The 21,803-nt window shown below is 50.1% G+C and carries 25 protein-coding genes; 15 read left to right on the forward strand and 10 right to left on the reverse strand.

All coding sequences use genetic code 11. From position 1 onward, the window contains the following. Positions 1–7: 7 nt before the first annotated feature. The gene (gene fliS, locus KOG47_RS03270; protein ID WP_159562653.1) at positions 8–382 is read left to right on the forward strand and encodes a flagellar export chaperone FliS; all 375 of its coding nucleotides are present in this window, start codon (positions 8–10) and stop codon (positions 380–382) included. Further along, positions 379–732, forward strand: a complete 354-nt coding sequence (fliT, locus tag KOG47_RS03275) for a flagellar protein FliT (protein WP_215243759.1) — start codon at positions 379–381, stop codon at positions 730–732. Before fliS ends, fliT begins: the two co-directional genes overlap by 4 nt. 34 nt (positions 733–766) lie before the next feature. Here the strand turns inward: fliT and KOG47_RS03280 are convergent, their stop codons facing one another. Next, entirely contained in the window at positions 767–1,144 is a 378-nt protein-coding gene (locus tag KOG47_RS03280) for a DUF3021 family protein (RefSeq protein ID WP_215243760.1), read from the reverse strand. A 159-nt stretch (positions 1,145–1,303) separates the two neighbouring features. Here KOG47_RS03280 and KOG47_RS03285 point away from each other — a divergent pair, with 159 nt between their 5' ends. Continuing rightward, positions 1,304–1,489, forward strand: a complete 186-nt coding sequence (locus KOG47_RS03285; protein ID WP_012726958.1) for a hypothetical protein — start codon at positions 1,304–1,306, stop codon at positions 1,487–1,489. 138 nt (positions 1,490–1,627) lie between these two features. Next, on the forward strand, positions 1,628–2,254 hold the full coding sequence (locus KOG47_RS03290; RefSeq protein WP_159562650.1) for a hypothetical protein: 627 nt from the start codon (positions 1,628–1,630) through the stop codon (positions 2,252–2,254). 149 nt (positions 2,255–2,403) lie between these two features. Here the strand turns inward: KOG47_RS03290 and KOG47_RS03295 are convergent, their stop codons facing one another. The 9 genes from KOG47_RS03295 to KOG47_RS03335 form a co-directional block, all read right to left on the reverse strand. Continuing rightward, on the reverse strand, positions 2,404–2,877 hold the full coding sequence (locus KOG47_RS03295) for an AraC family transcriptional regulator (protein ID WP_215243761.1): 474 nt from the start codon (positions 2,875–2,877) through the stop codon (positions 2,404–2,406). A gap of 99 nt (positions 2,878–2,976) precedes the next feature. Then, positions 2,977–3,477 carry a DUF1572 family protein gene (locus KOG47_RS03300; protein ID WP_215243762.1) on the reverse strand — a complete coding sequence of 167 codons (501 nt, stop codon included), beginning with the start codon at positions 3,475–3,477 and terminating at the stop codon, positions 2,977–2,979. A gap of 263 nt (positions 3,478–3,740) precedes the next feature. Further along, positions 3,741–4,406: a DUF2225 domain-containing protein gene (locus tag KOG47_RS03305; RefSeq protein ID WP_214690647.1), complete on the reverse strand. Its 666-nt coding sequence runs from the start codon at positions 4,404–4,406 to the stop codon at positions 3,741–3,743. Positions 4,407–4,415: 9 nt separating this feature from the next. After that, a complete protein-coding gene (locus tag KOG47_RS03310; protein ID WP_074036246.1) occupies positions 4,416–4,859 on the reverse strand; it encodes a YaaR family protein in 444 nt (147 codons plus the stop codon). Positions 4,860–4,883: 24 nt separating this feature from the next. Continuing rightward, the gene (locus tag KOG47_RS03315) at positions 4,884–5,786 is read right to left on the reverse strand and encodes a flagellin N-terminal helical domain-containing protein (RefSeq protein ID WP_159562647.1); all 903 of its coding nucleotides are present in this window, start codon (positions 5,784–5,786) and stop codon (positions 4,884–4,886) included. Then, positions 5,770–6,150, reverse strand: a complete 381-nt coding sequence (locus KOG47_RS03320; protein ID WP_159562646.1) for a flagellar protein FliS — start codon at positions 6,148–6,150, stop codon at positions 5,770–5,772. Before KOG47_RS03320 ends, KOG47_RS03315 begins: the two co-directional genes overlap by 17 nt. Next, positions 6,147–6,437: an EscU/YscU/HrcU family type III secretion system export apparatus switch protein gene (locus KOG47_RS03325; protein WP_047795070.1), complete on the reverse strand. Its 291-nt coding sequence runs from the start codon at positions 6,435–6,437 to the stop codon at positions 6,147–6,149. Before KOG47_RS03325 ends, KOG47_RS03320 begins: the two co-directional genes overlap by 4 nt. Positions 6,438–6,446: 9 nt before the next feature. Further along, entirely contained in the window at positions 6,447–8,192 is a 1,746-nt protein-coding gene (locus tag KOG47_RS03330) for a hypothetical protein (protein WP_215243763.1), read from the reverse strand. A gap of 74 nt (positions 8,193–8,266) precedes the next feature. Continuing rightward, the gene (locus tag KOG47_RS03335; protein WP_235189275.1) at positions 8,267–8,773 is read right to left on the reverse strand and encodes a competence protein ComK; all 507 of its coding nucleotides are present in this window, start codon (positions 8,771–8,773) and stop codon (positions 8,267–8,269) included. 259 nt (positions 8,774–9,032) lie between these two features. On the opposite strand from KOG47_RS03335, the gene cspD reads away from it, so the two are divergent. From cspD to KOG47_RS03390, 11 genes are all read left to right on the forward strand, one after another. Continuing rightward, positions 9,033–9,230 carry a cold-shock protein CspD gene (gene cspD, locus KOG47_RS03340; protein WP_012726946.1) on the forward strand — a complete coding sequence of 66 codons (198 nt, stop codon included), beginning with the start codon at positions 9,033–9,035 and terminating at the stop codon, positions 9,228–9,230. Between the two features lie 306 nt (positions 9,231–9,536). Next, complete coding sequence (gene hpf / locus KOG47_RS03345) at positions 9,537–10,100, forward strand: ribosome hibernation-promoting factor, HPF/YfiA family (RefSeq protein WP_012726945.1); 564 nt, start codon at positions 9,537–9,539, stop codon at positions 10,098–10,100. Between the two features lie 139 nt (positions 10,101–10,239). Beyond that, entirely contained in the window at positions 10,240–12,762 is a 2,523-nt protein-coding gene (gene secA / locus KOG47_RS03350) for a preprotein translocase subunit SecA (protein ID WP_159562644.1), read from the forward strand. A 54-nt stretch (positions 12,763–12,816) separates the two neighbouring features. Then, on the forward strand, positions 12,817–13,917 hold the full coding sequence (prfB, locus tag KOG47_RS03355; protein ID WP_035387837.1) for a peptide chain release factor 2: 1,101 nt from the start codon (positions 12,817–12,819) through the stop codon (positions 13,915–13,917). Positions 13,918–13,978: 61 nt separating this feature from the next. Next, on the forward strand, positions 13,979–14,836 hold the full coding sequence (locus KOG47_RS03360; RefSeq protein WP_214690649.1) for a YitT family protein: 858 nt from the start codon (positions 13,979–13,981) through the stop codon (positions 14,834–14,836). Between the two features lie 108 nt (positions 14,837–14,944). Beyond that, positions 14,945–15,280, forward strand: coding sequence for a cytochrome c551 (cccB, locus tag KOG47_RS03365; RefSeq protein WP_031422851.1), 336 nt, complete (start codon positions 14,945–14,947; stop codon positions 15,278–15,280). A gap of 112 nt (positions 15,281–15,392) precedes the next feature. After that, the gene (locus KOG47_RS03370; protein WP_215243764.1) at positions 15,393–17,000 is read left to right on the forward strand and encodes a BCCT family transporter; all 1,608 of its coding nucleotides are present in this window, start codon (positions 15,393–15,395) and stop codon (positions 16,998–17,000) included. A gap of 353 nt (positions 17,001–17,353) precedes the next feature. After that, positions 17,354–18,040: a cell division ATP-binding protein FtsE gene (ftsE, locus tag KOG47_RS03375; RefSeq protein WP_047795074.1), complete on the forward strand. Its 687-nt coding sequence runs from the start codon at positions 17,354–17,356 to the stop codon at positions 18,038–18,040. Next, the gene (ftsX, locus tag KOG47_RS03380; protein WP_031422854.1) at positions 18,030–18,932 is read left to right on the forward strand and encodes a permease-like cell division protein FtsX; all 903 of its coding nucleotides are present in this window, start codon (positions 18,030–18,032) and stop codon (positions 18,930–18,932) included. The genes ftsE and ftsX overlap by 11 nt, the downstream gene beginning before the upstream one ends. 23 nt (positions 18,933–18,955) lie before the next feature. Next, positions 18,956–20,281 (forward strand): murein hydrolase activator EnvC family protein, encoded by a 1,326-nt coding sequence (locus KOG47_RS03385; RefSeq protein WP_215243765.1) that lies wholly within the window; start codon positions 18,956–18,958, stop codon positions 20,279–20,281. 101 nt (positions 20,282–20,382) lie between these two features. Next, positions 20,383–21,786 (forward strand): S41 family peptidase, encoded by a 1,404-nt coding sequence (locus KOG47_RS03390; RefSeq protein ID WP_047795076.1) that lies wholly within the window; start codon positions 20,383–20,385, stop codon positions 21,784–21,786. Positions 21,787–21,803 lie beyond the last annotated feature (17 nt).

Consider the following 21,803-nt stretch of genomic DNA (forward strand, 5'->3'; position numbering starts at 1 on the left):
AGTTTAAATGGTAGCCAATCCATATGCAGCATATCAAAACAGTGCGGTCACGACCGCGAATCCACAGGAACTGACGCTTATGCTTTATGACGGAGCGCTCAAGTTCATGCGCCTCGCCAAGCTTGCAATCGACCAAGGTAACCCTGATTTAAAGAACGTCAACATTCAAAAGACGCAAGCTATCTTTCGGGAACTTCGTCTGACACTCAATAAAGACATCGCTGTCTCAGCGAACTTAGATTCGCTCTATGACTACATGTGGCGCCGCCTCGTTGATGCGAACGTCAAGAACGATACAGCTATCCTTGACGAGGTACTTGATTTTACGACCGAACTACGTGATACGTGGAAGGAAGCGATGAAACTCGCGAAGCAGTCATGAGACCGATTGATGAAATCATCTTAAAGACGCAACGCTTGAAAGAACTGCTCGCACAAGTCCCGGAAGAACCAACGTACGATACATGGATGGAACAAATCCATGAGCTTTTAGATGATCGGGAACAGTTGCTCGCAGCACACGGTCCCGATTTGGAAAAAGCCGATCAAAAGGTCCTTAAGCAACTCGTTGACGACAGTCAAAAGATTTCTCGTCTAATTGAAGCCGAGCACCAGCGTCTAGGGATGACGCTAGGGACAGCCCGGATGGAACGGAAGACGGTCAAATCATATGTCGACCCATATGAAGACGTCGATTCTAACTTTTCCGGTCTATTTGACCAACAGACGTAAAAAGCTCGAAGGCATGCGCCTTCGAGCTTTTGTGTTAAGAGGCTTTGACTTGTCGACGCATCCGGATGATGAAATAAGAAGCGGTAAATAAAATCAGACCACTCACCGTGAAGTTAAAATAGAGACGTGCGGCATCTTGAAGCGATGTGATTGGCGTAGATCGACCGAACCAGAGAAGTGGTAGGATTGTCACGTGCATAACGCTCCAATGAATGAAGATTTGTTTCTTGAACGACCACTGTTGGACTTCATAAATAACGCTTGTGAGCCCGAGGAAGAAGGCGACCCCGGCATAGACGAGCATCGCGCGTAAGGCGTCTGCATTTCCTGACCAGACTTGATATAGGACGATGATAGCGAATGGCAGCGACCAAATGAGACTCCGTAGTATTCCTTTTTTCAATAGTTGCATATGAATTTTCCTTTCATCGAATCGTTGTAAATGTATACGGCTGTGGAAAGGAAAAGTTTCATATAAAGGGTATAGATGAAATGACGTCTGTTTTCCGCTATAATCGGGTAAACATCAATGTAGCTGTTGCTTCTTTTCTGGAAAGAGGAGGGAAACGAGATGCGTGAGAAAGAGTCCAAACCGATATCGTCACGGAAGCGCCGTTATTTCGTCTATGGTCCAGAGGGAGCGTACGATGAATACGTGGAACGGGACCCAAAACTTGAAGCGTACGTCGAGGACGATACGCCGTTTGAGGATCGTCCTGACCCATACGAGGAAGAAGAGCTGAAATCAAGAGGATAAGTATACATGTCAAGGTCCGATTATGGACCTTGACTTTTATTTTACCTGGAACTTTTTCTTAATACGGTTTGGTTTGTCAATTCGTTATATTCGTCTTAACCACAACATCACTTGGATTAAGAAAAGGGAGAGATGAAGATGAACATGAAACGATTTGGCTTACTGGTGGCGGTACCGCTCGCACTACTTGTCGGTTGCGGGGAAGCAGACGAACTGAAGACGACGGCGACGGATACGGAAGAAGTCGTAGAGGCGGAAGCGAACGTACCAGAGGAGACGACTGCTGAAGAGACGGACGTCCAAGAAAGTGAACTCGGTACGAACAAGATCTACATGAAGAATAAGGCACTCACGATCACGGAGACGATGGGTCCGATTCAATTCGCCATCGACAAAGTACAGACGTCACGCCTCACGGTCGCAGAAGCTTATAGCGACTCATTCGATGGACAAGAAGAGGTGACGGTCGTCGCGATGAACATGTTGGTCGAGAATACGGTCGACGAGACGATGAGCTTCCATCCGAACCAGGCGACACTGGTGACGAACACAGGGGAGCAGGTGTCTTCGGACTTATGGTTCTCAGATGACGTCGGTGGAGAATTTTTAGGAAAGGTGAAGAAAGAAGGGAACGTCCTCTTCTTCGTGAAAGCAAAACCAGAAGAGCTGACGGACTTAAAAGTCGTCATCGATGGACCATTCAACGAGAACTTCGACAAAGTGGCAGAAGACCGCTACGAATATACAATTAACGTGACGAAATAAGAGTAGGCGTGCCGAATAAAATCGGTACGCCTAGTCTCATGGTTGATTATTACTACACAATAAGCATAGTAGTTAGCATAGAGAATATGAGAAGGGATTCTCATATTTTGAGAGTTCCTTGTATCTTAATTTTTTCATTTTGTAAAATCTTAATTCTTAATGGGTACATATAAATCGACTTTAGATTTTCCGCCGGGATCTTCAGCTGGATTGTTCAAATTGAACTCCAAGGTATTTCTAGATTCGTCCACTGAATATTCGCGTTCTGGTAACCATTCTTCAAAAATATATTTATACGTCTCACTCAGTTTTTCTGGAGTATCGTAGAAATGGTGCACGATGTATTGACCACCTTCTAGCATTTTAAATTGTATCTCCCCGTGTCCTGTTTTATCAAAGTTTTTAGGAACTGTGACACAAGCATCATGTCTACATTCATGAGGATCAACATCGTTCGGATTATCTAATGAAATACCGATAAATTGACTTGATGGAGGGTAAAGGTTGTGTTCCGTCGCCCAATGTATTAATTTCCCCCAATGTTCTTGTGGTTCAAAATAGCTACCCGTACGTCTGATAAATGCAATTTCAGTCTCAGGCAATTGCTTTAAAGTCATATCCATTTTGTAACCCCCATTAAAGTTGACTGATTCAATTGTCTTGATTTCCAAAAAAGTGCTTCATTGAAATAATATCTCGATGAAGTGTTGCAACAGGAATTATTATTTACGCTGATGCGGCAATGGAATCGACAACACATCCCAGTCGCTCCCGGCGAATAGCTTCGACAGATAGACGATTTGTCCGACATGATACCCATAATGCGACACTTGGCGTTCGATCGCGTCAATCACGGAATGCGCTTCCCCTCGAATCATCACGTTCTTCCCTAAGTCATCTGGTCTCAAATCAGCTAAGACATTATCCAACAGTTGCCAACGCTCGTCCCAAACCTTCATGAGCTCCGCACGGGATAGCTGCTGGTCCTCGAACTCGGCGTCCCGGTCTCGGTCCGGTTTCTCGCCGTCTGCCGTCAAAAAATCGGTCCAACGCGACTTCATGTTATTCGCCATGTGCTGGATGATCAAGGCGAGCGAGAGTGTGTCCGGCGCAAGTGTCTTGTGCAGGTCCTCTTCACTCACTTGGACGAGCGCGCGCTCAGCGAGTTGTTTCTGGCTTTTAAACGTAGCACGTACGGTATCGAGATATTGCGTTTCAAACATGAAAAGATCCTCCTCTTCGTATGTATCTGATTTGAATATACCCCATATCTATCCCACTAAAAATTAAATTAATGTTATAGCAATTGAGATTCCATGTGATACATCCTGCAAGACGTCACCGCATAGTCGACATGAGGGTACTGGGTAGTCAATGTTGCGTGGATCTCTTATTCATCAATTGTGCCGATTGCGTTTGAATGTGAGTGGATGAGTGCGATTTTTTGTATTCAAAAAGTGTGAGACACAAGGTCCCACACTTCTGATTAGGCGTGCTCCAATCGAAACTCTTCCCAATGATCACGGGCCTGGTTCCGGATGCGTTCCGATACTTCCTTACTGCTGAGGAGAATCCCATACCAGCGACGCGCGTCCTCGTAGTAGTCAAGCGCGGCCGACAAATCGGCAATCCGCAACATGAGCTGGTCGTACGGTAATCCGGTCCGAATCGGGTCTGTATACGCTTCTTGCACCTCATTGTATTTATCGAGCGTCCGCTGCATCCATTCCTTTTCAGACGCTGCATCCCCAATCAATCGGTACATCCATACGATTCGCATCCCGAGCATAGCGATGACAGATGGTTTTTGTCCGCTCAACTGGGCCGTCATGACGGCGAACTTATAGAGAAGGATGACGTGCTCATATGAACGGTCGCCTTTCAACACATCCGGATTCACTTGATTGAAGTAGCTCGTCTCAAGCGCTTCTCGGTTATGTTTGCGCACCTTGTCGAACGAGTCGTGGAAGACGAGGTGACAATGGTCACAGACGGTCGGTTCGTATAAATAAGGATTCGGTCCATCATACGTTGTGTAGCCATCCTTCTCAACTTCGAGTGGACGGATGTGACGTGATAAGACACGGTTCGTCTTACTTTCTTGTAAACAATACGGACATTTGACTTTCTTCAAAAACAAATGTTCTGCCATCTCGACACCTCACACATAGACATTGACGAGCAATCCGCGAATTTCACCGACTTGGTCGAGTAGGGAAAGGCGAGAGGCCTCACCCGAGATGACCTGATCTGTCAGCGCGAGGAGTTTTTGGTCGACTTGTTCGACGACCTTATAAATCTTCGCGCGCCCGCGGCGATTGAATCCGCGTTTATCTTCGAGACGGAGTGCCGCGTCTACGGCCTCTTTCATAAAGTCTTTAATCATTTGTTTGTATTCGGCAAGCGCTTCGACAGTCTGACTTTCAGCTAGAAGTTCTCCTTGTTCATGAATCGCGGCGATTTGACGTTGGAAGCGTTCATGCTCCCGGTCTTCGCGCTTCTGACCGATCACATTTTGGAAGGAGACACCGGGTTCGACTTCGGCGCGCTTTGCCTTACTTGAGCCGAGGAGCGATTGCGTCTCCATGATGCGACGAATGTCCATATGGGCAACCGTCCTTTCTTTAGGTTAGTTCAATAATTGTAACACGCCTTGCGGCAATGCGTTCGACTGGGCAATCATCGCCATGCCGGACTGGTTCAAAATGTTTAGACGTGCGAAGTCCATCATTTCACGGGCCATGTCGGCATCACGGATTCGTGACTCAGACGCCGTTAAGTTTTCTGAGCCGATGGCGACGACGCTGACGTTCGCTTCTAAGCGATTTTGGATGGCTCCGAGTTTTGAACGTTCGAGTGACACTTTGTTGATGGCTGCATCGAATTTCGAAATGGCATCACCCGCATCCTCAGGTGTCAACACACTCAATGCATAATACGTTTCAGTGGGTGTCGTCGAATCGTTGTCATGGTCGACGGCAGGAAGTTCTCCGCCACCGGGTGTCGTCATCGTGATATTGAGTGCATGCGCCCGCATATCTTCCACATTTAAGATGACGGCTTCATTGTTACCTGCACCGATTTGGAAGAATAACGTATTATTGCCTTGCATGTATTCGCCATTCATAATTTTCTTTGAGTTGAATTCCGTCGTTTCGGCAATTCGTGTCACTTCGGCAGTCAACGCGTTAATTTCTTCCTGGACAGCTTTGGCGTCGTCTTCACTGAGCGTTCCATTTGCTGATTGAACCGATAATTCACGCATCCGTTGGAGAAGGGCGTGTGTTTCGTTCATCCCGCCTTCGAGTGTCTGCGTGAGTGAGATACTGTCGAGCGTGTTGCGTTCTGCCATCGAGAGCGAGTCGAGGCGCATCCGCATTTTCTCTGAGATGGCGAGTCCTGCCGCATCATCAGATGCCTTGTTGATGCGAATCCCACTTGAGAGGCGATCCATCGTTTTTTTCATTGACGCTTGATTCAGGGAAAGAGATGTATACGCTTTTAATGCTTGGACGTTATTCGTAATTTTCATAACGGTTTCCTCCAGTCGTGACAGGTTGGGTCTTGGCACGCTCCATTGCTTCACCCCATGTTTGATCGAGGTCACTTGCGAGCGTATGTAGTTCGGCGATTTTTTCCTTATCCTGGTCGATGATAGCTTCGACGCTTGCGTTTGCCATATATAGATAAATTTCATCCAGTTGAGCCGCGATAATCCCGCCGCCGTCATGGAGTCCTTGGTGAAGTTTGACTAAAAGTTCACGGGCTTGGCGAAGATGACGGTTTCGTTCGGCAATCGTCGAATCTTGCGCATGTTTATAGTGATAGACGAGTGCGTGAAGCATCGCCTGAGTCAGCTCTTCCGGCCTCATTTCATATAATTGGGTTGAATTCATCTTTGTTCTCCTTTGATCGAATCAAGTTCCTCTATCAACAACAACACTTCTGCCATCACATCATAAAGTTGGGGTGGGATGGCGTCTCCTAGGTCAAGGTCGAGCAAATGGCCAAGCAAGGAATGGTCGTTCTCGACCGCTACTCCTCGGGCACGTGCTTCCTGTAAAATCTTTTCAGCGACGGCTCCGGTCCCGCGGGCGACGATGACGGGCGCTTTATCCGTCGTTTCATCATAGCGGACGACCGCGGCCGTCTTACGTTTCGTCAAATCCATGCGTTGGTACATCGGGACCTCCTAAATTCTAAAGTCATATCCTGTCGTCGGTGCTATCGTAGGCTCTTCGATGACACGATCAGCTTTCGTGAGCGGTTTGAACTGGGTCGTCACACTCTTATATCCAATTGTCTCGAGCGTTTGTTCGATTTTCTCGAGAAGGGGACGAGCGAGTCGCTCGACCGTCGAATCGTCGTGCTCGAGTGTGAGTCGGAGGTTTCGATCTTTCGCTTCGAGTTTGACACCAATTTCTCCAAGACGTGGCGTCTCTAAACGAATGTAGAGGACACTGTTCTCCCAGTCGACAACGTCCCCGGCCTCCCGGTTTTGGATATGAACATGGATTCCGGTGTCGATCTCTTGCACTTTTGCCGGTAGGGCGAACAAGAGTTGATGGAGCTGACCGCCATCAAGGCGGTTGAGCGTCTGTTGGACTTGGAAGAACGAGGCGAGGCGTTGCGCCTCGGGGTTCGTCGTATCTCCACGTACCGATAAAGCTGATGTCGGCGTATTGGACGTCGCTTGGGCGAGCTGTGCCTGTGTCTGCACACGTTGCGCTACTTCCTGGATGTGTCGTCCAGATAATGTCGAATCGAGCTTGAGTGGCGCGACGGTCGGCATCTCGCCGGCACGTGTCGCCCCGTGTGGGATATATTCGATGCGTGTCTGATTCGGCGCATAGCGGAAATCATTCAGTGCCGCTCGGACCTCTTTGACGAGTGTCGCACTCTCTTGTGGTTTCGTCGCAAGCAACGACAACGCGACGTCGAGTTTGGCCGTCATGGCGACCAGTTGCTTCTCTTGAGTCACGTCGGTATGAAGCAAGGCGTCCGTCTTTTGGACGAGTTGTGTCAGACGGGTCGAGACGGTCTCGAGTGCAGGGCGTGCCGCATGCGGGTTCGTCTCGATCAACGCAGCGACTTGTCCGAGTTGTTTCGTCACGGTCGCCTGCTCGTTTCGGAACGTGTTCGTGACGGTCGCTAGATGTGACGTCACTTCCTTCACCATCACTTGCTTCCCGTTGATTGGAGGAAGCGGCATCGCTTGGCGCGATTCAGATTCAATCGGACGCGGTGATGTCAGTGTCGTCGGCGTGAGGTCACGGATGACCCGATCAATCGTTTTCGGTGTCGGCGTGACGCGTTCACTCACGGGACGTGACAGATTGACGAGTTCGACATACCGCTCTTTTTGTGGGTAAGGAGCGTTCGGCGCCGGCGGTGTGATCTGTTGTTTCGCTTCGTTCAAAGAGAGGAAAGCGATCTCTCGAGCCATCTCACGAGGAACGGTCGGAGTGTCGAGCGTCTTCAAATGTAGGATGACGTCCCGCATGTCCCCTTTGAACGCCGTCTCGAGAAGGCGTACCGTATCTTCGTTCATCGGTAAGCGTCCGGATTGTAGCAGGCGGCTGACCGCGCTTCGTACTTCAGGTGGAAGGGAAGCGAGGAGCGTCTGAATCTTCGCATCAAGCTTTGACGACGCGGACGCAGGTGGTGCGGATTCAAGTGTCTCTTCCTTTGGAGGAACGACGGTCGCCATCAAGATGCCGTCCTGTTCGGCGAGCGTCACTTGGAACGGGTTCGTTTTCGGAAGCCCGTCTTTAAATGTGACCTCGACTTCTTCACCGTTGATCTTGACGATCGCGGAGTCGGGTCCTGTTTGTTTGACGAGTTCGGCCTTGTACGTCCGGTTCGTCTGGATGCCTGGTAAGACCGAACTGACGGCGGTCGCTTGGGCTTGAATTTGCATGTTTGTCACCTCGACCATAATATCGACCTCTTTTTAAAAAAATGAAGCGATACAATAGAAAAAAACCTTCCGTCTTTTCGACGGAAGGCGTGTCAGGACTCGAGCACGGGGCTCGCGTTCAATTGTTGGAACCGGGCGACAAGTTCACCTGTCGCTTTGAGCTGGTTCCGGAGGACGTACGGTGTTGCGTTCGTTTGGATTTGATGTCCATCGGTCGTGAGGACAAGCCCGTTCGGCTCACCCTCAATGTTCAGTATGTCTCGAATATGGGACCAGGCATACCATTCACAATCGTCTCGTTTTGGAGACTTCGTCGGGAAGAAGACGAGTCCAGTTGTCGGTTCAATCACGACAGGGACTTTCCCTTTTACGCCGGCGACGCGTTTGGCGATGAAGATTCTTTCCTCGATCGAGCTGTTGTACTGGCGGCAAGAAAGTTGCAACAACTGGTACGGCCGGAGCGGGGTTGAAATCTCGGTGCCATCCTCGAGAATGATCCGTGACTGCTTCATGATGTCAAAGCAAGGGAGAATCGCCACGGTTCGCTTTGTGATGCGATATTTTTCCTCAGAATAGTAGGAGCGCATACGCTGCACCATCCTCCTCGTATTAGATTTTCAGGATCGGCTAAAGACAAACGGCACAAACCTAAATCATCCCTTCAATGATATATCACAAAAAATGTAAATTCAACAAGACAATATGAAAAGTAGGGAAATATAATTCCAATGAAAGCCAAATGACGAAACGTTTACAAATATTTGAGAAAGTATTTGTCACGCTTACAAGAAGGTGGTAAGATTAGCCGTAGAGGACAATCCTCTGTATTCTCCAATGGTGAAAGGAATGGATTTACACATGGTAGGTAAAGTAAAATGGTTTAACTCAGAAAAAGGTTTTGGATTCATCGAAGTTGAAGGCGGCAAAGACGTGTTCGTACACTTCTCAGCAATCCAATCTGAAGGCTACAAATCACTTGACGAAGGTCAAGATGTAGAGTTTGAAATCGTTGATGGCGAGCGTGGCCCACAAGCGGCTAACGTTGTAAAATTATAATTTCAAACCACGAAGCCGGCTCCCTTGGGAGTCGGCTTTTATTTTTTCTACATAATAAAAAAAGGCGTTTAAAAATGAGTGGAATGGGTATTTTCTTTCTATACCTTTCGCTCGTTCTAGGAAATGTTGAATTCGGAACAAAATTGTCATTATTTTCTGATGATAACGTTTTCAATCGCAGCGTTTTCGGGGTATAATATGAGTGAGCCACCTGGTTCCCCTTTCTTTTTTAAGAAATGAAGCAGGAGATTCCGTCTCGTTCGACGAATCATTGGTTCAAGCGGTTATTTCTAAGGAGGAGTTCAGATGATTTATAACATTCGCGGCGAAAACATTGAGGTCACACCAGCAATCAAAGACTATGTCGAGAAAAAGCTGGAGAAGTTGACTCGGTATTTCACAACTCCTACGGATGCACAGACGGCTTACGTCAACTTGAAAGTGTATAACGAGAAACAAAAAGTGGAAGTGACGATCCCGATGCCGAACTTGTTGCTCCGTGCTGAGGACATCAACCTCGACATGTATGCGGCAATCGACCTCGTCGTCGATAAATTGGAACGTCAAATCCGTAAACACAAAACGAAACTCAACCGTAAAGGACGCGGTAAAGAAGGTGGCGTCGGCGAGTACTTCAAGTCTTTAGAAGGACCTGATGATACACCGGCCGTCTACGATGAGGACGAGGCAGAACTCGAACTCGTGCGGACGAAACGCTTCACGTTGAAACCGATGGACACGGAAGAGGCGATTCTTCAAATGGATATGCTCGGTCACAGCTTCTTCGTCTTCTCAGACGCAGAAACGGGCAACACGAACGTCGTCTACCGTCGTAAAGATGGGAAGTACGGCTTGATCGAACCTGAATAATAAACTTGACACTACACGACCTCCCGGCTTCGGGGGGTCGTTTCCTTTTGCCTTTCCTTGAAAGGTGGCACCACTTCGGTTAAACTGTACATTAGGGAAAAAACATGCATTTTTTAGTGAGTGCAGAGGAGATATGAGTATGGCGAACTTTTTGAAAGAGTTATTTGCTCCACAGAAACGAATGTTGAAAAAAGCAGAGAAAGCGGCCGACTTGATCGAGTCGTTCGCCGAACCAATCAAAGCATTGTCCGACGAACAGCTTCAGGCGAAGACGGAAGAGTTCCGGGAACGTCTGGCAAAAGGCGAGACACTTGACGACCTCTTGCCGGAGGCGTTCGCGGTCTGTCGTGAGGCATCGGAGCGTGTGCTCGGGATGCGTCATTACCGTGTCCAGCTCATCGGGGGCTATGTGCTCCATAACGGCGACATCGCCGAAATGAAAACCGGTGAAGGGAAGACGCTCGTCGCGACACTTCCTGTCTACTTGAACGCGCTCACTGGCCGTGGCGTACACGTCGTAACGGTCAACGAATATTTGGCGAAACGAGATAAAGAACTCATGGAGCCGCTCTACTTCGCACTCGGTCTTTCAGTCGGCCTCAACGTGTCGAACATGGACCGTGTCGAGAAACAAGCGGCCTATAACTGTGATATCACGTACTCGACGAACAACGAGCTCGGATTCGACTACCTCCGTGACAACATGGTCCTTTATAAAGAAGACCGTGTTCAACGTGAGCTCTACTACACGATTGTCGATGAAGTCGACTCAATCCTCGTCGATGAGGCGCGTACTCCGCTCATCATCTCAGGATCGGCTCAAAAGTCGACTGAACTCTACACGCGCGCGGATGCGTTCGTCCGTACGTTGAAAGAGGAAGACGATTACACGGTCGACGTGAAGACGAAGTCGGTCCTCTTGACGGACCAAGGGGTCGACCTCGCCGAGAAGTTCTTCGGCATCGACAACCTGTTCGCAATCGAGCACGTCGCCGTCAACCACCACGTCGGGCTCGCCCTTCGTGCAAACGCGGTCATGCATCACGATATCGACTATATGGTACGTGAGGGGCAAGTCATGATCATCGACCAATTCACGGGTCGTGTCATGGACGGACGCCGCTACTCGGAAGGTCTTCACCAGGCAATCGAGGCGAAAGAAGGCGTCGAGATTCAACGCGAATCGATGACGCTCGCCACAATCACGTATCAGAACTACTTCCGGATGTACGAGAAACTTGCCGGGATGACCGGTACAGCGAAGACAGAGGAAGAAGAGTTCCGTAACATCTACAACATGCAAGTCGTGACGATTCCGACGAACAAACCGATTCTCCGGGATGACAAGGCAGACCTCATCTTCAAATCGATGGAAGGCAAGTTCAAAGCCGTCGTGGAAGAGATTTCGGCAGTTCACGCGACGGGACAACCGATCCTCGTCGGTACGGTCGCCGTCGAGACATCTGAATACTTGAGCAAGCTTTTGACGAAGAAGAAGATTCGTCACGATGTCTTAAACGCGAAGAACCACGCGCGTGAGGCGGAAATCATCGAGAACGCCGGTCAAAAAGGTTCCGTCACGATTGCGACGAACATGGCCGGTCGTGGTACCGACATCAAGCTCGGAGAAGGTGTCATCGACCTCGGTGGTCTTTACATCATCGGGACAGAGCGTCACGAATCACGCCGAATCGATAACCAGCTACGTGGTCGTGCGGGCCGTCAAGGGGACCCGGGTAAATCCCAGTTCTACTTGTCACTCGAAGATGAGCTCATGCGTCGCTTCGGAACGGATAGCCTCCAAAGCATGATGGAGCGTCTCGGGATGGATGACACGCAACCGATTGAGAGCCGCATGGTCTCGAAAGCGGTCGAGTCAGCGCAAAAACGTGTCGAAGGAAACAACTACGATGCGCGGAAGCAGCTTCTCGGTTATGACAACGTCATGGCGGACCAACGGAAGGTCATGTACAAGGACCGCTCGAGCATCCTCGAGAACGAGTCGGTCACGGATATCGTCCGTTCGATGATGGCACAGACGGTCGAACTCGGTGTCGGTCAATACACGCCGATCGAACTCGTACCGGAAGAATGGAACATCGACGAGCTCGCGCACTGGGCCAACCAGACGCTCGCGCTCGAGAAGACGGTCGAAGGCAAAGACTTCTACGGCAAAGAGCGTGAAGAAATCATCGAGCTACTCATGGAGCGCGTGAACGAGCAGTACGAGGCGAAACGTGAACTCGCGCCACCGGAACGCTTCAACGAGTTTGAGAAGATTATCGTGCTCCGTGCCGTCGACTCGCACTGGATGTCCCATATCGACCATATGGACCAGTTGCGCCAAGGGATTCATCTCCGCGCCTACGGACAGAACGATCCGCTTCGTGAGTATCAAGCGGAAGGGATTAACATGTTCGACGCGATGAACGCGGCGATCTCAGAAGAAGTGACAGGCTTTGTTCTTCGTGCCGAAGTCGGGGACAACCTCCGACGCGAGAAAGTCGTCGAAGAGGAAGTCGCCGTATCAGGCAAGAGCGATGCACCGGTCAAGAAGAAGCCGGTCCGTCGTTCGAAAGAAGACAGCATCGGCCGGAACGACCCGTGCTGGTGCGGTTCTGGTAAGAAGTTCAAGAACTGTCACGGTAGACAACAGGCTTAATTATTGAAGAGGCGGGTCCGCTCGCCTCTTTCCTACGGAAAGGTGAATCACACTATGGAAATTTCAGATATTCGGAACGAACTAGAGGCGATGGCGAAACGCCTCGAGAATTACAGAGCGTCTCTCAACTTGACAGAGAAAGAAGCACGTATCGCCGAGCTCGAGAACGAGATGACGTATCCAGACTTCTGGGACAACCAGGAGAAGGCACAAAAAGTCATCGACGAGTCAAACGGTCTCAAGGCGATGGTCGACAAGTATCAAGACCTCGCGAACCAACATGAGGACGGCGAAGTGACGCTCGAACTCATCAAGGAAGAGCCGGACGCCGAGATGCAAGAAGAGCTCGGGGAATCGATTCAAGCGCTCAAGAAGGAGTTTGATGACTTCGAACTCGAGATCCTCTTGAACGGACCGTACGATGCGAACAACGCCATCCTCGAATTGCACCCGGGTGCGGGCGGTACCGAGTCACAGGACTGGGCATCGATGCTCCTTCGGATGTATCAACGCTTCGCTGACAAACAAGGCTGGAAAGTCGAGACGGTCGATTACCTCCCGGGTGAAGAGGCGGGCGTCAAGTCGGTCACGCTCCGCATCGTCGGTCATAACGCATACGGCTACTTGAAGGCGGAGAAAGGGATTCACCGCTTGGTCCGCATCTCGCCATTCGACTCGTCTGGCCGTCGTCATACGTCGTTCGTGTCATGTGACGTCATGCCGGAATTCGATGACGACATCGAGATCGAAGTACGGACAGAAGACCTCCGTATCGACACGTACCGTGCATCAGGTGCCGGCGGTCAGCACATCAACACGACGGACTCTGCCGTCCGGATCACGCACGTGCCGACGGGCGTCGTCGTTTCGTGTCAGACCGAGCGCTCACAGATCAAGAACCGTGAGTCGGCGATGAAGATGTTGAAAGCGAAATTGTACCAACGCGAACTCGACGAGCAGCAACGAAAACTCGACGAGATCCGTGGGGAGAAGACGGACATCGGTTGGGGTAGCCAAATCCGTTCGTATGTCTTCCACCCGTATTCGATGGTCAAAGACCACCGGACGAACCATGAAGTCGGGAACACGAGTGGCGTCATGGACGGCGACGTCATGCCGTTCATCGATGCCTACCTTCGTAAAACAAATATGTGATGCATGTGGCTCAAAGACACCTGTCTTTGGGCCATGTTGTGTGTAAAGGAGACTTTCTTTAATGAAGCAAATCGTCAAAGACTATCTGTATTTGTTGACCGGCTCAGTGTTCGTCGCCTCGGCCTTCAGCTTATTTCTGTTGCCAAACAATCTGGCATCAGGCGGGGTGAGCGGGATCTCGGTCATCACTTATGAACTGTTCGGCATCTCGCCGGGGGCGTTCCAGCTCGTGGCGAACGTGTTACTTCTGATTATCGGGTGGGCCATCCTCGGCCTCGGCTTCGGTGTGAAGTCGCTCGTCGGCTCCATCTTTTTACCGGGTGTCATTCTTTTCTATGAGGCGATCGATGCCGGTGCGGCTGTGGACGATACGCTCCTCGCGGCCATCTTCGGTGGTGTCGGCGTCGGTGTCGGACTCGGACTCATCTTCCGTGGACGCGCCTCGACAGGGGGAATGGACTTGATCGCTCAGATCTTACATAAGTTCACGCACATCCCGCTCTATCTCTGTATCGCCATCCTCGATGGCATGGTCGTCTTGACCGCGGCCTTGACGTTCTCGTTCACGACCGGGCTCTATGCACTCATCGCATTATTCATCACGGTCAAGATGATCGACTTCGTCCAGCTCGGGTTCACACAGGACAAGATGGCTTACGTCATCTCGGAGAAGCGAGACTTCATCGTCCGGGCCGTCTTCGAGGAGCTTGACCGTGGTGCGACAGAGATCCAAGCAATCGGAGCATACTCACGTCTCGACCGTCCGATGCTCATGATTGTTGTCCGTCAGAGCGAAGTGAGTCGATTGAAGGAAATCATCCGTCGGCTCGACCCGGAGGCATTCCTTGTCTTCAGTGAGGCACATGAGGTGCTAGGACAAGGGTTTACGTCCGATAAGCGTTACATCAACGTACCGTAAGTTGTGGAATCTTTGTGTACTTTTCGTGAGATTAGGTTAGAAAGCATACGTTAACGGCTATAATGGTAAATGTAGGTCATTTCTACAACTTAGGAGGGGAACGTGGTTATGAAAAAATGGATGATGGCCATCGGCCTCGGCGCCATGCTGACACTCGGCGCATGTGGCGGCGGTGAAGAAGAGGATACATCGAGCAACGGGGATTCGGGCTCGAACACGGCATCGGTTGACGCGGAAGCGGTATACGCACAAAACTGTGCGGCATGTCACGGTGCGAACCTTGAAGGAATGAGTGGCCCGTCACTCGAGCAAGTCGGTGCTCGTCTGTCGGCAGAAGAGATTGAAAACGTCATTCGAAACGGTCAAGGCGCGATGCCTGCGAACGTCATTGAAAAAGACGAAGAAATCACAGCGGTCGCTGCTTGGCTCGCTGAGAAAAAATAAGATTCGACAGCATGAGGTGGAACACACCTCATGCTTTTTTGTTTTGGGTGTTAGGGCTTGGGGAAATATTGTTAAGGTAACGTGAGACATAGTGGAAATGGAGTGATGACAATTGAAGACGAAACTGATTGACTGGCCGACCTTTATCGGCTCGTTTGTATTACTGTTAGGGGTGACGTTACCGCTCATCTTCTTCCCAGAGACCGGTAAAGCGTGGGTCGGTGCGGCGAACGAATACATGACCTCTAACTTCGGCATGTTGTACTTAGCAATGGGCTTAGGTGCGTTCGGATTTTTGATTTTCATTGCCTTCAGTAAGAATGGTCATATCAAATTAGGTCGTGAAGATGAAGAACCCGAATTTAGTACATTCTCTTGGGCGGCGATGTTATTTGCTGCCGGCATCGGGTCCAGCATCCTCTATTGGTCCGTCATCGAATGGGTCTATTACTATGAAGGTCCGCCGTTCGGGCTGACACCGGAGTCACCGGAAGCGATTCAATGGTCGACAGCATATGGGATGTTCCACTGGGGACCGATCGCTTGGGCAATCTATACGTTACCGGCACTGCCGATCGCTTATTTCTTTTACGTCCGTAAGAAATCCGTCTTAAAGGTAAGTGAAGCGGTACGTCCCGTTATCGGAAAATGGGCAGATGGACCCCTCGGTAAATTGATTGATATCTTATTTATCTTTGGATTATTAGGTGGTGCCGGGACGACGCTCGCCCTCGGTACTCCGATGATTGCCGAAGGGGTCAACGAACTGACAGGGATTCCCGTCACGCTCGGGATGCAGGCCGTCATCATGTTGATTTGTACGGTCATCTTCGCCATCAGTTCTTACATTGGACTGAAGGGTGGCATCAAAGTACTCAGTGACTTGAACATCTGGCTCGCCCTTGGGATTTTGACGTTCGTGCTTATCTTTGGTCCGACTCGATTCATTATGGAGACGACGTTCAATGGAGTCGGAATCGTCATGGATAACTTTTTCCGGATGGCAACGTGGATGGAACCGTTCGGTGACTTCGGTGGCTTCACATCGACCGGGTTCCCGGAATCGTGGACGGTGTTCTATTGGGCATGGTGGCTTGTCTATGCACCATTCGTCGGATTGTTCGTCGCCCGTATCTCACGCGGTCGTACGGTTCGGAATATGATCTTTGGGACGATGGTGTACGGAACGCTCGGATGCATCTTGTTCTTTGGGATTCTCGGAAACTACGGGCTCTACCTTCATCTAAGTGGGACGTTCGATGTTGTCGGGTACATGGCGGCGAATGGCCCGGCACCTACAATCATCGCCATCATCGGCCAATTGCCTTTCGGGAAAGTCGTCATCGGCGTCTTTACGCTTCTTGCCATTATCTTTTTGGCGACAACGTTCGATTCATCATCATACATCTTGGCATCGGTCACGCAAAAACATGTCGAGGATGAGCCGATTGTCTGGAACCGTCTCTTTTGGGCGTTCGCGCTTGCTATCATGCCGCTCACGCTCATGTTCCTCGGCGGACTAGAGACGCTCCAGACAGCGAGTATCGTCGGTGGATTCCCGCTTATCTTCATCATGTTCCTTCTTGCTTGGTCATTCGTCCGCGTATCGAGTCGGGATATCCGGGCTTCCGATGACTATGAATCCTCAACGATTCATATCAAGTATCGGAAACGGAAAAAGTCGCCGTTTGATGCATTGAAAGAAAAACCACACGATTAAATGTGGCGTATTGGTGAAGGGTGTTCCTTAGGGAGCACCCTTTTGAAGTGCGGTTTCAATATTCTCTTGGGGAATAAGAAAGCGAGTTTCTTCGCGACATTTTCACATCGAACTCAATCGAACTGAAACAATCCTGTAATGGTGTTTTAAAAGTCGGATTGATATAATTGTAGTCGCTTCAACATATGCCCTAGATGATTTTTTGACCAGGCTAACATAAAAAAGCGACACCTTGACAGAGGGAGCCGTTTCCTGTAAAAAAGACTCTAGGCGAAATATACAGTAACTAAAATAATTGATTCAAATTCGTCATAGATGCTTAAAAATAATTTAAAAAGGGTAGGGAATACGTTATGATCTCGATGCAAAAAGTCAGTAAAGTATATCCGAACGGCGTCGTCGCCATGGATGACCTCGATCTAGAGATTCGCGACGGCGAGTTCCTTTATGTCGTCGGGCCTTCCGGTGCCGGAAAGTCGACGTTCATGAAGATGATTTATCGTGAGGAGAAGCCGACAGCCGGTCAATTGTTGATTGACGGACTCGATGTCGGGAAAATTAAAGACCGACACGTACCGAAGCTACGCCGTCAACTCGGCGTTATCTTCCAAGACTTCAAATTGTTGCCGTCACTTACGGTATATGAGAACGTAGCGTTCGCATTAGAAGTTGTAGGAGCGGATACGTCTTCGATTCGGAAACAAGTCATGGATGTGTTGAACCTTGTCGGATTGAAGAACAAGGCGCGCAACTATCCGGACGAACTATCAGGTGGAGAACAACAACGTGTCTCGATTGCTCGCGCAATCGTCAATAAGCCAAAATTGATCATCGCCGATGAGCCGACAGGGAACTTAGACCCGGAAACAGCATGGGGCATCATGGAAGTGTTTGAAGAGATTCACCGCCGCGGAGCGACAATCGTCATGGCAACACACAACCGTGACATCGTCGATAAGATTCGTCACCGCGTCATCGCGATTGAGAACGGGAAAGTCGTGCGCGATGAAGAGAAAGGAGCATATGGCTATGATATTTAAGACTGGATTGCGCCATTTGCGTGAAGGGTTCAAAGGAACACTTCGGAATGGATGGATGTCGTTCGCGGCGATTAGTGCCGTGACCATTACGTTGCTACTTGTCGGTGTATTCGCACTCGTCATGTTCAACATCAATGAAATTTCAGATAACGTCGAAAATGATGTCGAGATTCAAGTGTTCATCACTCGTACAGCGGATGAGAACTCGGTTGAGAAACTCGGAGAGAACATTGAACAGGTGCCGGGCGTCTCGACGGTCACGTTCAGTTCAAAAGAAGATGAGCTAGCGAAGTTCCAAGACCAGCTCGGCGATGATGCGGCTGCATACGGAACGGTCGAAAAAGATAACCCGCTCCACGCCCGCTATATCGTCAAAGCACAAGACCCGACAGAACTAGAGGAAGTGGCCAAATCGGTCGGTTCACTCGATAATGTGGACGATGTGAAATACGGAAAAGACTACATCGATAAAATGTTTGCTTTCTTCAACGGGATTCGCATCGGTGGACTCGCGTTGATTGTCGGTTTGACATTGATGGCGATGTTCTTGATCTCAAATACGATTAAAATGACAATCTTCTCGCGTCGCCGTGAGATTGAAATCATGCGACTCGTCGGAGCGAAAAACAGCTTTATCCGCTGGCCGTTCTTTATCGAAGGATTGCTCCTTGGAATGCTTGGGGCTCTCGTCCCGATTCTTGTCATTTATTTCGGATATGACGTTGCATATAGTGCTTTACAACCATCGCTTGATCAATTGAATAGTGATATATTTAAGTTGATTGATCCATCGACGCTAACAGTCCAAGTATCGCTTGTTTTACTTGCACTCGGTGCGTTCATCGGAATCTGGGGATCGACGACATCGCTCGGTCGTTTCTTGAAAATCTAACTTAAATAAGGAGGAGTTGGCGGATGAAACGTTCGCTTGCGCTAGGGTTGTGTGTATCGTTACTTGCCATGCCGGTCATGGCGACAGAGAAAGACACGTTGAAAGCTCGACAAGATCGACTGTCCAATGAGTTGGAGGAGTCGAAAAAAGCGCAGGCCGAGACGGATGCCGAACTCGAGATCACCGAGGCAGAGCGTGATGCCGTGAAGACGGAAATACACGTCGTCGACGACCGGTTGAATGAATTGAGCGAACAAATCGCCATTCAGCAGCATGAGGTCGATACAGCCCGGGCAGAACTCGAGTCGACCCGCCAACAACTTTCCGTTCAGGAAGAATACTTGGAAAGCCAGAAGGAACTCGTGAACGAGCGCCTTCGCGTTTTGCAAGTACATGAAGACACTTCCTATTTACAAGTCATTTTTGAGTCCCGTTCCTTCGGCGACTTCGTGACACGGGCTATGACGGCCCGCACGATCGCTGAACAGGACCGGGAGCTCATACATAATTATATGAGTGAGATGGAACGTTTGGAGTCGCTCGAGTCGACACAACGTACCCAGCTCTCTTTCATCAAGCAAAAAGAGCGCGAGCTCGTCATCACCAAGCAAGACCTTGACCGGACGGCCGAGAAGAAACGTGACCTGTTGGTTGAACTGAACGAACAAGTAGAGCAGCTCGAGCTCGAAAAGATGACGCGCAGTGAAGAGCAGGCGGTCATGGCTGAACAGAACCGCATCATCAGTGAACAACTAGAGGCGATTGCGACTGCCGAACGAGAAGCCGCAGAGGCAGCGGAACGTGCCAAACGTGAAGCTGAGGCGCGTGCCGCTGAAGAGCGAGCACAAGCAGAAGCGGAAGCCCGTGAGTCGGAGGTCGAGGAGGCACCAGAAGTGACCGCACCAACCGAAACACCGACGAATGTGTCCACGTCCACGGGATTCGTTCGTCCTGTGTCCGGTTATGTGTCTAGTCCGTTCGGTCCACGAGACAACCCGTTGACAGGTGTGCCGGAGATTCACAAGGGCATTGACCTCGTCAATGCGTCTGGAACACCAATCGTGTCAAGCGCACCAGGTGTCGTCATCAAGGCGGCACCGGCGACCGGGTATGGAAATGTCGTCTTCGTTTCGCATGTCATCAACGGTGAGATTTGGACGACCGTCTATGCCCATTTAAATGCGATCACAGTCGGAGCCGGTCAACAAGTGGCGGCGGGACAGACGGTCGGAACGCTTGGCAATACCGGCTGGTCGACGGGACCCCATCTTCATTTTGAGTTACACCGAGGGAAATGGGCACCGGGACAGCCGAACGCAATTAACCCGGCCCCGTATATTGGATACTGACAGAAGCGGACGCGTCCCAAATATGTGGAACGCGTCCGCTTTTCCTCTAGTTTTTGCTATACTAATGAAAAGACTTACAAAGAGAAATGAGGGACCAACCCGTGAAAAATTCAACCGCAGGACTACTCGCTGGCACAACGTTCGTGGCTGGGGCCGGTGCAGGCCTTGCGACGATGGCGTTTACAGACACATCGCTTCCCATTCAAACGAATGCGGAAGGCTGGGATAAAGTCGACCAAGTACGTGATTTGATTGAAGAACATTCGTTACAGGACATCTCAGAAGACGATTTATTGACCGGTGCGCTCGACGGGATGACCGCAGCGCTGAACGACCCGTATTCGGATTTCTTGGATGCGGAAGAAACGTCACAATTTACGGACTCGATTGAATCGAGTTTTGAAGGAATCGGCGCGACTTTGGAGAAGAAAGGAGAGGACATCTTAATTGTCGCTCCGATCAAAGGCGCTCCGGCCGAAGAGGCTGGACTTCGTCCCGGTGACATCATCACAGCGGTCGACGGGGAGTCGATTGAAGGGATGGATGTACAGGAGGCCGTCCAATTGATTCGAGGAGAAAAAGGGACGACCGTCACATTGACGATTCGCCGTGGCAGTCAGACGGCGGACTACGAGATCATACGTGACACGATTCCAATCGAGACGGTCTTCTCTGAAGTGAAAGAGAAAGACGGTAAAAAGATTGGGTATCTCCAAGTCACCCAATTCTCAGAACCGACGGCTGATGAATTCCTCGAACAACTCGAGCAACTCGAGTCAGAAGAAATCGATAGCTTGATCATCGATGTTCGTGGAAATCCGGGAGGTCTCTTGCCTGCCGTCATCGAGATGTCGGAAGGGTTCGTCCCGACATCAAAACCGGTCGTCCAAATCGAGAATGCGGACGGTGACCGTGATGCACAAAACGGTCGCGCTCGTGAAGCGAAACCGTATGACCTGTTTGTCTTGACGGATGAGGGTTCTGCCTCGGCATCTGAGATTTTGACTGGTGCGATGAAAGAAGGAGCAGGCGCGACCATCATCGGGACGAAGACGTTCGGAAAAGGTGTCGTCCAGACGGCGTTCGACTTAGAGGACGGCAGTAACTTGAAATTGACGACGAGCAAATGGCTCACACCGGACGGAAATTGGATTAACAAGAAGGGCATCGAGCCGGACATTGAAGTGGAGCAACCGGACTTCTTCAACGTGACCCGTGTCCTGACAGAAGAAGAGTCACTCCAAGTCGGAGATTACGGTGACGCCGTCTCGAACTTGCATAAAATTTTAACTGGAATCGGCTATGAGCCAGGCGGTCAGCCGGGATATTACGGGGACACGATGGCGAACGCCGTGAAAGCATTCCAGACAGACAATGGTCTCGAGGCTTCTGGAACTGTCGATGAAGAGACAGCCTCTGCACTCGAAGCGAAATTGCTCGAAGCGATTCAAGATGAGGCGAATGACGCCCAATTGAATCGTGCGCTTGAAGAAGCCGCAAAATAACGTTGTATGAAAGAAAG

The organism is Exiguobacterium sp. s121 (assembly GCF_018617245.1).
In the GTDB taxonomy this organism is placed as follows: domain Bacteria; phylum Bacillota; class Bacilli; order Exiguobacteriales; family Exiguobacteriaceae; genus Exiguobacterium; species Exiguobacterium profundum.